General features: G+C 68.0%; 14 protein-coding genes. 7 read left to right on the top strand and 7 right to left on the bottom strand.

Annotated elements, in window-relative coordinates; translation table 11 throughout:
* The gene (locus K8Z49_RS16400; RefSeq protein WP_021592250.1) at positions 1-513 is read left to right on the top strand and encodes an NUDIX hydrolase; all 513 of its coding nucleotides are present in this window, start codon (positions 1-3) and stop codon (positions 511-513) included.
* 221 nt (positions 514-734) lie between these two features.
* Positions 735-1,421, top strand: coding sequence for a haloacid dehalogenase type II (locus K8Z49_RS16395; protein WP_412519522.1), 687 nt, complete (start codon positions 735-737; stop codon positions 1,419-1,421).
* On the opposite strand, the gene K8Z49_RS16390 is transcribed toward K8Z49_RS16395, so the two are convergent.
* The gene (locus K8Z49_RS16390) at positions 1,409-2,368 is read right to left on the bottom strand and encodes a GlxA family transcriptional regulator (protein ID WP_075022533.1); all 960 of its coding nucleotides are present in this window, start codon (positions 2,366-2,368) and stop codon (positions 1,409-1,411) included. The two genes, K8Z49_RS16395 and K8Z49_RS16390, sit on opposite strands and share 13 nt — an antisense overlap.
* Positions 2,369-2,518: 150 nt before the next feature.
* Between K8Z49_RS16390 and K8Z49_RS16385 the strand changes: the two genes are divergently transcribed.
* Both K8Z49_RS16385 and K8Z49_RS16380 read left to right on the top strand, forming a co-directional pair.
* Positions 2,519-3,166, top strand: a complete 648-nt coding sequence (locus tag K8Z49_RS16385) for a dihydrofolate reductase family protein (RefSeq protein WP_412519520.1) — start codon at positions 2,519-2,521, stop codon at positions 3,164-3,166.
* 2 nt (positions 3,167-3,168) lie between these two features.
* Positions 3,169-3,723, top strand: coding sequence for a hypothetical protein (locus K8Z49_RS16380; protein ID WP_111829904.1), 555 nt, complete (start codon positions 3,169-3,171; stop codon positions 3,721-3,723).
* Positions 3,724-3,745: 22 nt separating this feature from the next.
* Here K8Z49_RS16380 and K8Z49_RS16375 read toward each other — a convergent pair whose 3' ends face one another.
* The 6 genes from K8Z49_RS16375 to K8Z49_RS16350 form a co-directional block, all read right to left on the bottom strand.
* Positions 3,746-4,195: a S26 family signal peptidase gene (locus tag K8Z49_RS16375; RefSeq protein ID WP_021592244.1), complete on the bottom strand. Its 450-nt coding sequence runs from the start codon at positions 4,193-4,195 to the stop codon at positions 3,746-3,748.
* A 115-nt stretch (positions 4,196-4,310) separates the two neighbouring features.
* Positions 4,311-4,532 (bottom strand): hypothetical protein, encoded by a 222-nt coding sequence (locus K8Z49_RS16370; RefSeq protein WP_021592243.1) that lies wholly within the window; start codon positions 4,530-4,532, stop codon positions 4,311-4,313.
* A complete protein-coding gene (locus K8Z49_RS16365) occupies positions 4,504-6,477 on the bottom strand; it encodes an ABC transporter ATP-binding protein (protein ID WP_412519517.1) in 1,974 nt (657 codons plus the stop codon). Before K8Z49_RS16365 ends, K8Z49_RS16370 begins: the two co-directional genes overlap by 29 nt.
* A gap of 1 nt (position 6,478) precedes the next feature.
* Positions 6,479-7,033 (bottom strand): hypothetical protein, encoded by a 555-nt coding sequence (locus tag K8Z49_RS16360; protein ID WP_146877234.1) that lies wholly within the window; start codon positions 7,031-7,033, stop codon positions 6,479-6,481.
* A gap of 369 nt (positions 7,034-7,402) precedes the next feature.
* Positions 7,403-9,307, bottom strand: coding sequence for a hypothetical protein (locus K8Z49_RS16355; protein ID WP_412519515.1), 1,905 nt, complete (start codon positions 9,305-9,307; stop codon positions 7,403-7,405).
* A gap of 96 nt (positions 9,308-9,403) precedes the next feature.
* Positions 9,404-10,630, bottom strand: coding sequence for a DUF6351 family protein (locus K8Z49_RS16350; protein ID WP_412521087.1), 1,227 nt, complete (start codon positions 10,628-10,630; stop codon positions 9,404-9,406).
* Positions 10,631-11,785: 1,155 nt separating this feature from the next.
* Here K8Z49_RS16350 and K8Z49_RS16345 point away from each other — a divergent pair.
* From K8Z49_RS16345 to K8Z49_RS16335, 3 genes are all read left to right on the top strand, one after another.
* Positions 11,786-12,544: a hypothetical protein gene (locus K8Z49_RS16345; RefSeq protein ID WP_412519513.1), complete on the top strand. Its 759-nt coding sequence runs from the start codon at positions 11,786-11,788 to the stop codon at positions 12,542-12,544.
* A 168-nt stretch (positions 12,545-12,712) separates the two neighbouring features.
* A complete protein-coding gene (locus K8Z49_RS16340) occupies positions 12,713-13,252 on the top strand; it encodes a peptidase inhibitor family I36 protein (RefSeq protein ID WP_412519511.1) in 540 nt (179 codons plus the stop codon).
* 535 nt (positions 13,253-13,787) lie between these two features.
* Positions 13,788-14,765: a helix-turn-helix domain-containing protein gene (locus K8Z49_RS16335; RefSeq protein WP_075022711.1), complete on the top strand. Its 978-nt coding sequence runs from the start codon at positions 13,788-13,790 to the stop codon at positions 14,763-14,765.
* Positions 14,766-14,799 lie beyond the last annotated feature (34 nt).

The raw sequence follows: 14,799 nt of genomic DNA, 5'->3' as shown, positions 1-14,799 counted from the left end.
ATGGAGGATTCCGACGAGGTCTACCGCCGGCGTACCGCCCGCGTGCTGCTGGTGGACGACGCCGACCGCGTCCTGCTGTTCCGCTGGCCGAAGGTCGCCGGCCGGCCCGAGGCGGGCCACTGCTGGATCACTCCGGGCGGAGGCGTCGAGCAGGGCGAGACGCTGCGCGCGGCCGCGGCCCGCGAGCTGCGCGAGGAGACCGGCCTGGTCGTCACTCCCGACGACCTCGGCCCCCGGATCGCCCTCACTTCCGGCTACGCGGACCTCGGCTGGGCCGAGGGCCTGTTCCGGGACGACTTCTTCCTGCTCCGCACGGCCGCATACGACATCGACACCGCGGGGTTCACCCCGATCGAACGCGAGCACGTCGGCGCCCACCGCTGGTGGACGCTCAAGGAACTGGCGAGCGCGGAGGAAGAGTCGGTCTACCCGCTCAAGCTCGCGGACCTCCTCACCGACCTCCTCGCGGGCCGCGTCCCCACCGCCCCGATCCGCCTCCCCTGGCACCACTGACCCCCGCGGGGCCGCCAGCCGGACGTGAGCATCCTGCGCGACCAGTTGTCGATTCCCGACGGCCAGACCATCGTGGGCGGTGTCGCGCTCGGGTATGCCGACCCCGACCATGTGCTCAGCACCCAGCGCACGACCCGCGAGCCGGTGGAGGCGATCGTTGACGACGAAGCCCCCGGTCGCACGCGGTCCAAGACGCGGAGCAGTGACGGAAGGGAACCAAGTTGCCGAGCTCTGAAGCGCTCGCTTTCGACGTGTACGGAACCCTCGTCGACCCCATCGGGATCGCGAAGGACCTGGAGGAACGGCTGTCCTCCGCCGATGCGTCCAAGGCCGCCACAATCTGGCGGCAGAAACAACTCGACATCAGTTTCCGCCTCACCGCCATGGGACGGTACGAGGACTTCACCTGGTGCACGCGCAAAGCGCTGGACCACGCGCTCGCCGTCCTCGACATCGAATTGGAGGACAGCGACAAGGAAACGCTGATCGCGCGCTACAACGACCTCGAACCGTTCCCCGACGCGGCTCCGGCGCTGGAAGCCCTCCTCGAACAAGGGCACGTCCTGGCCGTCCTGTCCAACGGCGCGCCGGCGATGCTCGACGCGATCCTTGAATCCACCGGACTGCGACGGTACTTCGCCGAGGTCATCAGCGTCGACGAGGTACGGGCGTACAAACCGTCACCCCGCACCTACCGTCATGCGGCCGAACGCCTCGACCGGGCGCCATCGCGGGTGCGCCTGGTGTCGAGCAATCCGTTCGACATCATCGGCGCCGAGTCGGCCGGACTCCGCTCGGCCTGGGTCGACCGCTCAGGCGGCACGTTCGAACCGGACGGCAGCCCACCGGACATCGTGATCCGCTCCCTCGCCGACCTCCCCGCCGCGCTCGCCGATCACCGCGAGTGAGCCGAGCGGTAACGCGAGGGCGCGATCCCGTAGAGGTCGACGAACGCCTGGCGCAGCGTCTCGGCGGATCCGAATCCGCAGCGCCGCGCCACGCTCGTGAGCGGGTGCGTCGTCGTCGCCAGCAGGTGGGCGGCCGCCTCGGTGCGGGCCTGCCGCACGTACCGTCCCGGCGTGCGGCCGAGGTGCTCCAGGAACAGCCGGGTGAGGTGGCGCTGGCTGACCCCCGCCAGCGGAGCCAGGGCGGCGGTGCTCAGGTCGCCGTCGAGGTTGCTCGCGACGTGGTCGGTGATCCGCCGGACGAGGCTGTGCTCGGGCGGCGGCGCGGTCGCGACGAACATGCTCATCTGCGCCTGGTTGCCCGGTCGCTGCAGGTAGGTCACCACCAACCGCGCCACACCGCGGGCCAGATCCGGCCCGTGGTCCTCCTCGATGAACGCGAGCGTCAGGTCGAGCGCGCTGGTGACGCCGGCCGAGGTCGCGACGTCGCCGTCACGGATGTAGATCGGCTCGGGGTCGAAGGTGACCTTCGGATACGACTTGGCGATCTTGTCGACCCACATCCAGTGCGTGGCGGCGTGCCTGCCGTCGAGCAGGCCGGCCGCGGCCAGCACGGCGGAGCCGGTGCACACCGACGCGACCCGCCGGCTCTCCTTGGCCAGCCGGCGCACGTGCCCGACGAACCGCGGGTCGGCCGCGGCCTCCTGGTAGCCCAGCCCGCCCGACACGATCAGCGTGTCCAGCGGGCCCCTGAGCCGTTCGAGCGACTCCTGCCCGTGCAGCGTCATCCCGTCGGTGCAGGTGATCGGCCCGCCTCCCGGGGTGGCCAGGCGCACCCGGTAAGGCGGGTTCGCGCCCCAGTTCGCTTCGATCAGCGTCGATGTGACGCAGGCGATGTCCAGCAGCTGCGCCCGGTCGTATCCGACGACCACCATCAGCCGTTCGTCCACACGCAGACTCTACGTCGAAAGACGAGGATGCCAAGTTTCCGGACATCGTCCTTACATTTCGTTGCCGCAGGCGAACCGGCTCCCGAAAATTGAAGGCATCGACTCCCTGCTGACTCCGGCGGGTATTCCAATCATCGAAGGAGCATTCCGATGTCCGAGCTACGCGTTCACAACCTCGCGATCTCGATCGATGGCTTCGCGACCGGCGAGGGGCAGGCCCCGGACGCTCCGTTCGGGCACGCCGGCGAGCGCCTGCACGAGTGGATGTTCACCACCCGGTTCTGGTACGAGATGGGCGGCGGCCGGGGCGGCAGCGTCGGTGCCGACAACGCCTTCGCCGTGATGCACGGCCACGACATCGGCGCCGAGATCATGGGCGCCGGCAAGTTCGGCCCGCCCAACTGGCAGGACGACCCCGACTACAAGGGCGCCTGGGGCCCCAACCCGCCGTTCCACACGCCGGTCTTCGTCCTCACCCACCGGCCCCGTCCCTCCATCGAGATGGAAGGCGGCACCACCTTCCACTTCCTGAACGCCTCACCCGCCGAGGCCCTCAAAGTGGCCCAGGAGGCCGCGGATGGCAAGGACGTGCGCCTGGGCGGAGGCCCCACGGTGGTCCGCGACTTCCTCACCGAAGGCCTGGTCGACCACATGCACGTGGTCCAGGTCCCGATCCTGCTCGGCCGGGGCGTCCGGCTCTGGGACGGCCTGGAGTCGCTGGAGGAGGCCTACGACATCGAGGCCGCCTCCACGCCAAGCGGCGTCACCCACCTGACCTTCACTGCCAAGGGCCGCTGACCATGGACACCTTCATCAAAGAGGTGGCGTCGTTGGTCGGCAGCATCGACGACGAACACGAGATCACGAAGCGGGTCGCGGCCCGATTGTCGGGCCTGTTGGCCGGCGACTACCGGCTTCCCCCGGAATTCACCCTGCCCTTGGAAGATCACCACGCCAACTACCCGCTCTACATCGCCCCCGACGACAGCTGGTCAATGGTGTGCGTCGTCTGGAACGTAGGCCAACGCACACCCGTGCACGGGCACGAGACCTGGGGCGTCGCCGGAATCTACGCGGGCGCCGAACACGAACTCCGCTACGTCAAGCCCGCGGCGTCCGAGCCGAGCAAGGCTTTGACGCCGGCCGGTGAGCACGTCTGGGAACGCGGCCAGGTCACCGTGTGCTGCACGACCGACGACGACGTCCACGCCGTAACGGCCGTCGGTGACGAGCCCACCATCGGAATCCACGTCTACGGAGCCAACATCGGCACCCTAAACCGCCCGATGTACAACCCAGCCACCGGAGAAGTCCAATGGTTCGTCTCCGGCTGGGACACCCCGCCCGGTACCTAGACGGGCCAGTTCGGTGCGTTCATCACGACATCCGGCGATCCCGAAGAATTCGGGTGGCTGGTTGTGGGGCTTTTCGGAGTCTGGTCAATACCACGCCTTGGACCAAGTCGCTTTGCAGGGGGCCGAAGTGCCGGGAGTCGTAGCTGTCCTCTGCGTCTCCGACGACGAAGACGTGGCCGGGAGGGACGGGGACGCCGCCTGGTGCGGTGTCGCCGGGGAGGGCCACGACGCGTTTCAGCACCAGGGACGGACCGTTGCGGGAGCCGGTCGGGTTCAGGGCCTCCGGCAGGCGGACGAGCACGACGACGTCCTTCGCCAGGGCGCGTGGCCCGCGGCGAGCGACCAGGACCCGGTCGCCGTGGTGGAACGTCGGGTGCATGCTGCCTCCCCGAACCGTGACGATGAGGAGGGTGATCCTGGCGGCGATGACGCAGCCGCTCGCCGCCGCCAGGATCACCAGTAGCACGGCCATCTGTCTCCGTTCGTTCCCACGGTCGCGGCGGCCGGCGAGGTCGGTCGGTCCGCATGCCTTTCAGATTTGTGTGCGGTGCGGGTCGTCGCCCGCGTCGGGGTGGCGGCTCAGTGCCTCAGCACTTGCCGTTGAACTGCGCATAACACCCGTCTGCGGGGTTGCTGCTTCTCGGGCAGGTCCGGAACCAGAAGGTGCTGTTGCCCACGAGGCAGCAGTTCCAGTCGCTGCAACGATCGGTGCAGCGGTTGACCTGGCACGTCTTGTAGGCCCAGGCGTCCGTCTCCGGGAGGATCAGCGACAGCGCCTTGTCAGCGAGCCGCTCGATGCCTTTGATCATGGCTTTCTTCCTTTCCGTCGAATGTGCCGAGCAATGCGGACCGACCGTTATCGTTCTCCGGGTTTGGAAATGTCGCGTCGCCGTAGCCTTCGGCCTGCAGGGCGAAAAGCCGGGCGTACAGGCCGTCCGCCCGGCAGAGGTGAGCATGGGTGCCCTGTTCCGCGATCCGGCCGTCCGCGAGGGCGACGATCAGGTCCGCCTCGCGCACCACGTTGAGCCGGTGCGAGACGAGCAGGGTCGTGCGCCCGGCGCGATGCTCGCCCAGCCGCCGGTGCATCCGGTGCTCGGCCTCGGCGTCCAGTCCGGCGCTGGGCTCGTCCAGGATGAGCAGGTCGTGGTCGTCCCGCAGCAGCGCGCGGGCGAGGGCGACCCGCTGCCACTGGCCGCCGGACAGCACGACGCCGGCCTCCGGATCATCGCCGTCCTCCGCCTGGAAGGCGCGGCTGAGCAGCGTGTCGTAACCGCGCGGCATCGCCTGGATCTGTTCATGGACGCCGGCGATGCGGGCCGCCCGCTCGATCCGGGGCCGCTCGCGGAGCGCGGGGGGATCACCGACTCCGATGTTCTCGGCGGCGGTGAGGTCGTAGGTCATGAAGTCCTGGAACAGCGCGCCGATCCGCCGGCGCAGTTCGGCCACCGGCACCTGGCGGATGTCGACGCCGTCCCAGAGGATCGCACCCCGGGTCGGGTCGTAGAACCGGCACAGCAGTTTGATGAGCGTGCTCTTTCCCGCGCCGTTCAATCCCACGAGCGCGACCGAGGCGCCCGCCGGAACGGTCAGGCTGACCCCGCGCAGAATCCACGGATGCGCGTCGTCATAGCGGAACCACACGTCCCGCAATTCGAGGCCCGAACGCAAGGGCGTCAACCGGGAACCGGCCGGCGGGTCGGGAAAGTCGTCCGGAGCACCGACGACCTCAAGGTGATGCCCTAACGACAGCAGCGCCTGGTGAGCGGCGCCGATGCCGCTGACCAGCGCGGCCAGCGCCGCCTGCACCCCCGCCACCGCGGCGGCGAACGCCGACACGTCACCCACGCTGAGCCGTCCGTGGGACGCGGCGCGCACCGCCCAGAGAAGCCCGGCTCCGGCGATGACGCCCCCGGCCAGAGCCAATACCGCCTGGACGAGTGCGGTCCGTTTGTCCAGCCGGCGCTCGCCGTCCTGGATCCTGGTCAATGTGCCCAGCAGGCGTTCCCGCAGAAAGGATTGCAGGCTGAAAAGACGCACTTCCTTCGCGGCGCGCACGTCCGTGATCAGCGACTTGTAGAACAGGTATCGCCGATTGGCAGGTGAGAGCACCATCATCATTCCCACCTGCTGCCTGGACAGCAGGATCTGGGCCATCAGCGCCGGGAACGCCGCGCCCACCAGGACCACCGCCATGACGGGACTGAGGACGTACAGGGTCACGAGCAGGCTCAGCAGCGTCAGGACGCTGCGTCCGACGTCGAACAACCCCGTCGTGGCAGGAGTGAGCGCGGAGCCGGTGGCCAGCGAGGCCATGCGCAGCCGGTCCAGGAACCGCGGGTCCTCGAACCGGGCCAGCCCGGAGAACGAGGAGACGGCACTGTAGAGGCGGTCCTGGACGTGCCGGTCCACCCGCCGCACCAGTTCGGTGTCCATGTAGGCCGACAGGTTCGGCACGACCGCGGTCACCAGGCCGATCGCCACCAGCGCCGCGGCCCACCACAGTGCCGACGCGGCCGGACGCCCGGACGCGACGGAGTCGAGAACGGCCTTGGTGGACCACGCGGTGCCGGCGGGCAGCAGGCCCGTGACGACGGTGACCGCCAGCAGGCCCAGATACATCCACGGGCCGGCGCGCAGGCACAGCAGCGACGCGGCGGCGAGCCGTCCCAGACCGGCGGCAAGGCCCTTCCAGGGGACGGCGACCGGGCGCATCGCACGCCGAAGCCCGGGAGGCGCCCACCGCGCTCGGTTCACTTCAGCTCCGTGCCGAGCCGGCGGTGACCGTGGCGTCCGCCTCGGCGATCGTGGCGTCCGCCCGGACGATCCGGCCTGAGACGTTCACCTCAAGGAACGTCGGGAACATCGTGACGTCCAGCAGCTCCGCCAGGGCCGCGGCGTCCGCCCCCGTGACGGCCATCGCCTCGCCCGGCAGCAGGTCCAGCAGCTCTTCGGCGTCCTTTCCCGTCCCGGTGACCACCGCGAGCGCGGCGTCGGTCCCGAGGGCTCCGAAGGCCGGTGCCTGCTCGTGGCACGGGGCGCATCCGGCGCTGAAGAAGCCGATCGACCACGATCGCCCGACCATGGACCTCGAAGACAGCCCCACCTTTCCGGTGGTGGTCACAGAGAACTCGGGAAAGCGGCGGTTTTCAAACCGTTCCAGATAGCCCGTGTCCCCCAGCTTCTCGGCGAAAGAGAGCATGGCGAAACGGGTGGAGTGATCCCGCAGGCGGCGGAGCACCGCGAAGGTCATCAGCATGTCCAGAATGCAGAGAGTCCCGACCAGCAGGACTCCCGCTACGACGTAGGGCATCGTGAGGAACCTCACCATCTCGACCGAGCGGACGTTGACGTGCCGGCACCCCGGAACGGGTGGGAGCACCGCGAGCCTCGCCGCCGGGGACGATCAGAGGGGCGGGGCGGACATCGACCGGCGGCACCATTCGGCCCGCACGACGAAACCCCCTCACCACTCCGGATGCTCTCTTCGCTGACACGTGTCGAAGGGACGGATTCGTGACGTCAGGCGGGAATGCGCCTTCCGTTTTACGGAAGTGTCAGATCTGTTCCAATTGAGCGTGCTCTCGGGGGTGACATGAACGAGATCTAAGCATTGACCGGCTTCAGATCGGCTTCAGGACGGCTTCCCGATCCGTGCCTCGGAATACAAAAAACTCTTGCGTCATCCCCGGTCGGTTCGGGGCGATTCTCCGTCACGCCGGCTGCGGGGGAGCAGCCCCTCTCCGGCCTGCCGGGCGGCGCGGACGGACGCGTCCAGAGCCTCCTGGATCCGCCGCGCCTCCGACGTCATGGCCGCGACCTGTTCGTCGGCGAGCCGGTCGCGGACGGTGCGCGCCAGCAGCTCGCGATACTCGTCATCGCGGCCGGTCAGCTCCTGCACGGTCATCCACTCGGCATAGGCGGCATCGGCGACACGGGTGCGCTGGGCATAGGCCTCCAGTGCGACGACGCGCTCGGTCACCGAGGCCAGAGCGGTGTTCAGCGCCTGCTGCCGTTCTCGCAGCACCGCGGTGACCGAACCGGTCAGACGTTCGGGGTCGATCGCACGCTGGGCGGCGCGCAGCTCGGTGATGGTGCGCAGCGTCCGGGCGATCTCCCATTCCTGGTCGGGAAGCGCGACGGCGTTGCGGATGTCGTCCAGCAGCCCGGTGCCGTTCACCGTCGATCGTCGAACGACCGCCACGGCGGTCTGCGCACGCAGGAGCAGACTTCTGGACTGCTCGTCGAGGTCGTCGCCGCGCAGGTACCGCCCGTGCGCCTCGCGTCCGAGCCGCTGCGCCTTCGCCCGGCCGCCGCGGACCGTCCAGGCACGCCGGGGTTCCGGCGGCGAGGCCTCGGCGGGCTCCAGGACATCCGGGTGAGCGGCCAGAAGCGCGCGTACGTCCGCGGGCAGCTCGGGATCGAACACCGGCTGCGGCATGGCCGGTTCCCGCCTCACCGAAGGGCCGTGCCCCTCGCCTCCCTGATCATCATCCTTCCGCACATCGCCGTCCCGCCAGTACGCCTCCACGAGGTCGCCGGGCACGGCCTGGGCGAACTCCTCCTCACCCACCACCGCGCCGAACCACCTGCCTTCGGCGCGGACGGCCCCGTCCCGCAGCAGGCGGATCCGGCAACGCGCCGGTACCGAGCCGTGCAGGACGTCGAACCAGGGCGCCCCCGCGCTGCTCGGTGCCCGCGTGACGCGGGCCAGACCGATGCGCCGCTCCTGGGGGAGTCCCGGAACGCCGTAGGCGACGACGTGATCTCCCGGCCGCAGATCCGCGAAACCAAGATCGATCAGCAGGTCTCCGTCCTCGCCCGACTCGGCGATGACCGGACGGTAGGTGAACGAGAAGGGCGTCTTGGAGACCTCAAGCCGTTCGCCCCGTGCGCTGTAGTGAATGCGCAGGGCTTCGGCGACCACCGTCCCGTCCCGGACGACGCGGGCGCGGGCGTGGCGGCGCAGCTCTCCCGACAGCGGCTCGGCCCGGGCGATGGTGACCCCGCTCCCGCGGATCACGTCCTTGATCTCCGCGGTGCCCAGTGCCTCCTCCCGCAGCGGATCGTGGCCGTACCCGGGGACGGAGAGCCGGTCGCCATCGACGCGGTCGCCGCGCGCAAGCCGGATGTACGTCTCGGCGACGTCGCCGGCGATGGCCTGTGCGCACCCCAGCGACAGCACGCACCCGACCTGGCCTTCCCCGCCCGCCTTGAGCCGGGTGACGAACTCCAGCTCCGGGTTCTCACACAGCAGCGCCGCCACGCGCAGGTCTTCGGCGATCACTCGGCTGTCGCGGATCAGACGCGCCCGAGCACCCACGACGAGGACTCCGTCCCGCACCACAGCGGTCACCATGCCGCTCATCCAGGCGTAGTCCCCGGTTATCTCCAAAGTGGCCAGCCGGACCTCTCCGTCGGTGTCCGCGACCGGAGCCATGCGGGCGCCGAGCGGCCCGCCGATGAACGGAAGCACCGCGTGCCGCCCATCGGCCTCGGCTCCCGAGGCCGCCCGAAGGGCCCGGGCGGCGAACCCTGCCGCGGTCCGCCGCCATCGCCGCGTCACATACTCGGCCCTTCGGTCCACGCGGACTCCGTCCAGATGCCGCCGTGCCATGAGGTCGCACCGCCTGCCGGCGGTCGGCTCCCCATGGTTCCACGAACGGCCGCGCGGGAGCCGGCGTCAGGGAGCGATGCCCACGCCGTCGATCCGGCTCCACGCACGCTCCTGCGCGGCGGTCATGGCCGGCCAGTGAAGGCCACCAGGCCGAGGACGGATCTGCGTGGCCAACGGGGCAGGACGGAAGTTCGCGTCGTAAAAGCACCCTCCGCCATAGACCGTGTCGAACGCTTTACACGAACGCGCGATCGAAACAGAAGTGGGCTTCTTGCCGGTACGTGCCCATGTGTCAAGCGCGGCAAGGGAGTTGGCGTACTCGGCATTGCTCAACGTGCTGTGCTCGGTCTCAGTCGTAAAGGTCTGGACGAGATTCTCGCCTCGTCCGGCCGCCCGGACGGTGGACCGGTAGGCCGCCTCATGCTCCACGAAGACCTGCGGGTCATTGATCGCGTGCAGGGTGAGGACGGGAAGAGGGATCCGACCGGTGAGGTCGCTGTCATAGGAGAGGTCGCGACGCGCGGTGGGATCGGCCGAGAACCGCGCCACACCAGCGTTGAGCGCCTTGTCGTCATGCGAGCCGTCGTACCTGACCCCACGGTTGCTGAACGGATTCCGGCCACCCAGCCGATTGGACACGATGTCCTGCACCAGGAAGGCCGCGTACAGCATGTTCGTGGCCAGCGACTCTTCCGGAATGCGGGTGACGGCAAGAATGTCGTCCAGATTGCGCTGCTGGCGCGAGGTCCTGTCCGCGGGCGCGGAATCGATGCCAGTGCACTCCTGAAGCCGTCCGTGCACCTCATCCGGCGTCAACGTCGAATCTGCGGGCAGCCCTTGCCACAACGGATATTGCGGCTCGCTAGGGCGGGGCAGGTTGCGGCAGTAGTACTGGTACACCATCCGCAGGTCCACGCGCGTGTCATAACCGCGGGAGCCCCCGGCCACGAACCCGTTGGTCAACAGTACCCCGTCATAAGCCCCGCGCTTCCCGTAAGTCTCGGCGACCTTCGCGGCAACATTGCCACCCCAAGACTGACCATGGAGATAGGTACGGCGAGGACGGCTGAAGTGCCTGACAAAAAGACGCCGCATGTTCTCCGTATCAGCGGCGGCCATCCTGACCCCATAACCGCCTCGCCGGTACGAGCTACCGGCCCAGGCGTACCCCTGCTCAACCATGACGGCCCAGCGTTCAAGGTCCTCAGCGGTGGTGGACTCGTCATAGGAGAAATCGGGTCCACCATGGGCGTGGACGACAAGGGAGCCATTCCAGCGCCTAGGAACGGCCACCGTGTAGTAAGCGCCGTTGCCGTCCCGACCCGCGTAGCACCTGGCCTTCCCCTCCAAGCCACCCGGGCAGGCCGCAGCAACAGGCTTCCCAACGCCGGGCGGAGAGGCAGGCGCGGCCCCAAGCGTCCCCACAAGCCCGACGAGCAGCACCCCCAGCGTCACCGAACGACGCCCCAGAAGGCGGGAACTGGCAACAGCAGTATTCAAGGAATTGCTCCTTCAGACGCTGGCTACTCTCACGTGCTTCAGCAGACACTGGCGAAGCCGCCAGGCCGAACCCCTGCACCCGGCGACGGCCGACACCCTCCACCGCACGGCCTGGCCCCACCTTGGCCAGCAACGAAACCCACAACAAGACCAAACCCGGCAACGTATGCTTTCCCTGACAGAAAACCACCCCGCCCGAGCGCATATGGCCGTGAATCCCGGCGGTCCCGGACACGACCCATGCTGGCCAGACGTACTGCTGGCTTGCCTCCGCTCCCATGCCGGCTCCAAGCCGCATGCAGGGCATGGGAGTTGTCGTGGCACCGCCGGAGCCGCTCACGCTGCGAGAGGGCTCCGCAGCTCGTCAGAGAACGGCGGCCGATCCCCGTTGTCCGGGACGGTTGCGGTGAGCAGGGCAAGATGCCTGTGTTACATCGAGCTAGCCGAATTCATTCATGGATGACTCGGTTATGACGAGACGTGGCCGATCGAAAAGATGATCCGCTTTCTCGTAATGATTTAACGGCAATACCGACATGATCGAGGAAAGCTGGCGCGCCGGCGTTGACCTCGTGTTCAGATGAATGCGCAGGATAGGACCTTTCGAGTTCGCGGAAGGACGACATGAGGCATCGGGTGATTCGCGCCATCGCGGCGATAGGAATGGTCGCGGTGGTCGTGGCGGCCGGACGTTCTTCGGCGGCAGACCGGCGTCCTGGCTCGGTACTGGTCCACGAGGCGTTCACCGCGGCTACCGCGGACGCCCGCTTCGTGGGATACGGTGCCGCATGCCTGACGGGTGCTCCGCGCGGTGGGAAGGTCGCGGAAGCCACGAACCATCCGCTCGGCGGCTGTCACCCGGATCCGGCCGGCCCTGTCCCACCAACGGGTGCGGCGCCGCACGGCTATCTCCAACTCACCGATGCCCATGTCGAAGAGACCGGCGCCGTGCTCTTCGACTCACCGGTTCCGGCGCAGGACGGTCTGGAGGTGACCTTCGAGCAGTGGCAGTACGGCAACACCACGCGGACGCCCGCCGACGGGATCTCCTTCTTCCTCACTGACGGCGCCCAACGGCTCACCACGCCGGGCGCGTTCGGTGGAAGCCTCGGTTACGCCCAGAAACTGCCGGACGCCAGGCCGGGCGCCCATTTCGTCCCCGGCGTCGCCGGCGGTTACCTCGGCATCGGACTCGACGTGCTGGGCGACTACTTCGGCGACGGAGAAAAGCGCGGAAATGGCTGCCGTCGGCGTTCCCCGGCCGGGACCTCGTTTCAGCCGCCTCCTCCCGGACCCAACATCGTGACCGCCCGCGGTCCAGGGAACGGCGTCAACGGATACTGCGTCCTCGCCGCCACGATGAGAAAGAAGACCTCCCCCGGGCCCTGGCGGTCGGCACTGCCGGGCCGACTCCACGGCGAGTTGGCGACCATGCCCGCCAACGTCACGCCGACGCGGGCCGAAGCCCTGCTCGAACCGGTCAAACGGATCATCCGCATCGCGATGGCCCGCAAGCCGACCCCGATGGTGACGGTCGACATCGATTTTCAGGACGGATACGGCTTCCGCCAGGTCTTGCGCTTCCCCGCCCCCGAGCCCATCCCGAACGCCGTCAGGTTCGGATTCGCCGCGTCCACAGGACCGCTCACCGACGTGCACCTCATCCGCCAGGTCACCGTACGTTCCTGGGAGCCTCCGCAATCTTGAGGTTCGCCTCCCCCATTCCCATACAGTGCCCAGATACTAAAGACTTGTGCGCTCCGTAGTAATGACAGGCCCGGCCGCAGCCCGGCACCCTTAGCAAGAAGCTCACTCCAGGCAATCAACCGTGCTGCCCGGGGCGCAGTCCGCCTAGGAGAGATGGGGAGAACAGTCATGTCGATGCGGAAACTGGGAGCCGTGGCAGCTTTGGCTGCAGTAGCGTTGCTTGGTACGGCACCTGCGGAGGCCGGCGCACTCGCGAAACAGGAGACTCCATGGCGGAAAGCCCCTATCTTCGGGCCTTCCTGCCCTGCCTGGAACGTCTGTATCTGGACGGAACCTAACTATGGCAACCAAGGCGTGCGCTTCTCTGCCAGAACTACGGTTTACTCGTGTCAGGGCGTACGATTCGAGGGCACAGGCTTCCAGAACCAAATGTTGTCACTCAAGAACTACACTTCCGGTTACATCTCATTCTGGAACCGATACGCCGACGGGTCCTATAACTACGGGCGGCTCGGCACCTTCGCGCCGGGCCCGGGGAATGAGATCTACGACTTCACAAATGGTCGCCTGGCAGATGCATTCGTCTACGACCCCCGCGGCGACTGCAAGATCCTCACGCTCGACCATATCGCCGACGTAGGCGCGACGCGGTCAACAGTGGTCCTCAAGGTTGACTCTGGCGGTGGGACCGCCAGGGCGGTCGCCTAGCCTCAACCGTTCCGAGGTGTGTCGAGCCGTTTCGCCGCCCTACCTCTGTTCAGAGCCCGCGCCTGCTTGGTGCGCCGCGATGCTGGTCACCGGTCGGCCGTCCCGCCCCAGGCACACCTCAGCGGCGGGTGTCGCGGACAGAGTGCCTGGTCGGCGATCTTCCCGACGGCTCCGAGTTCACGCACGGCAGTGGTCTGGTCACGGGACCATGCGGCTGGCCCATCTACCGATTCCGCCACGCCGAACTCCACGATCACCGTGTAGCCCACCGCGTCCGGTGAAGACCTTCGAGTCCCTGGCCAACGCGGGCCGAGCCCCTATTGACCGCCGTCCGAGCAATGCGGGATCGGCTCCATCTTTTCTGTCAGACTTCCGCAGCGCCCACGGCCTCTCGACACCTGCGAGTTCCGTCAGTAGCGTGCGAACCGCTGGCAGGCCCGCTGAGATGAGCCCGGCCCGGTGGCTTGAGTTCGTGTCCTTTCCGGGCGATGATGATCGGGTCCTCGCGACGGCCGCGACAATACTGTGGTGGGTTATGGACGTGATCGACACCGCCGAGGTCCTGGTGGGGGAGCGTTTCGCCTTTTGGCGTGAGGTGCACTCGAAGCTTTGGGCGCCTTTTGACCTGCGCTGCGAACCGGCGTTGGAGAAAGGGTTTCGGGGTCAGGTCGATGTTTGCGCCTTCGACCCTGTGCAGGCGACGCTGATCACCACGATGCCGCACTCGATCCATCGCACGCCCAACCTCATTCGCCAATCAAATCCCGAGATATTCGCGCTGGGCTGCATCGTGCGTGGTGGCGTCATGGCAACGCAGGACGGCCACTGCGCAAATCTAGGGGTCGGGGACCTAAAGCTGTGGGACCCCTCACAGTCGTATGTGGGCGAGTTCGCCCCGGACGTACCGCTGAGCCAGGTGCTCCTCCTGCGATTCCCGCGATCCCTACTGCCGCTGTCGCCCCGGGACCTGCGGTGGCTGAGCACGGTTCGCATCCCGGGTGCTAAAGGTGTCGGGGCGCTGTCGTCACAGTTCATGCTCCAGCTCGCTCGGCACATGCACGAGCTCAGCCCAGCCGATGCCGCCCGGTTGTCCACTCTGACCTTGGATGTGCTGACCGTAGCGCTGGCAACCGCGCTGGACACTGAGACGGTCGCGCCGTCCCATACCAGGCGGCAAGCGCTGATGGCCCAAATCCACGCCTTCATCCGCGCGAACCTGGGCGACGCGGATCTGACCCCAGGCGCGATCGCCGCGGCGCATCACATCTCCCTGCGCTATCTGAACAAGCTGTTCCACGAAGAGGGGCACACCGTTGCCGGCTGGATCCGCCAGCGCCGTCTGGAACGATGCCGCTGCGACCTCGCCGAGCCCCATCTGGCCACCCGCCCGATCAACGAGATCGCGGCCCGGTGGGGGTTCACCAACCCTGCGCATTTCAGTCAGGCGTTCCGCAGCGCCTACGGCCTGTCACCGCGCGAGTTCCGTCAACAGTGCGCGGCGGACACAACCTGAAACCGTGCAGGAGACACTCGGTTTCCTCGATCAC

The sequence above is a fragment of the Actinomadura madurae genome, from assembly GCF_047130825.1.
Lineage (GTDB): Bacteria > Actinomycetota > Actinomycetes > Streptosporangiales > Streptosporangiaceae > Spirillospora > Spirillospora madurae.
The sequence above is the reverse complement of the archived record's forward strand: the minus strand, read 5'-3'. Positions and strand labels throughout refer to the sequence as shown.

What these genes read in the sequence shown, in the direction of transcription:
- K8Z49_RS16400 (WP_021592250.1), top strand. Translation starts at nt 1, where the DNA reads ATGGAGGATTCCGACGAGGTCTACCGCCGGCGTACCGCCCGCGTGCTG.
- K8Z49_RS16385 (WP_412519520.1), top strand. Translation starts at nt 2,519, where the DNA reads ATGTCCGAGCTACGCGTTCACAACCTCGCGATCTCGATCGATGGCTTC.
- K8Z49_RS16380 (WP_111829904.1), top strand. Translation starts at nt 3,169, where the DNA reads ATGGACACCTTCATCAAAGAGGTGGCGTCGTTGGTCGGCAGCATCGAC.
- K8Z49_RS16375 (WP_021592244.1), bottom strand. Translation starts at nt 4,195, where the DNA reads ATGGCCGTGCTACTGGTGATCCTGGCGGCGGCGAGCGGCTGCGTCATC.
- K8Z49_RS16370 (WP_021592243.1), bottom strand. Translation starts at nt 4,532, where the DNA reads ATGATCAAAGGCATCGAGCGGCTCGCTGACAAGGCGCTGTCGCTGATC.
- K8Z49_RS16360 (WP_146877234.1), bottom strand. Translation starts at nt 7,033, where the DNA reads ATGCCCTACGTCGTAGCGGGAGTCCTGCTGGTCGGGACTCTCTGCATT.
- K8Z49_RS16340 (WP_412519511.1), top strand. Translation starts at nt 12,713, where the DNA reads ATGTCGATGCGGAAACTGGGAGCCGTGGCAGCTTTGGCTGCAGTAGCG.
- K8Z49_RS16335 (WP_075022711.1), top strand. Translation starts at nt 13,788, where the DNA reads ATGGACGTGATCGACACCGCCGAGGTCCTGGTGGGGGAGCGTTTCGCC.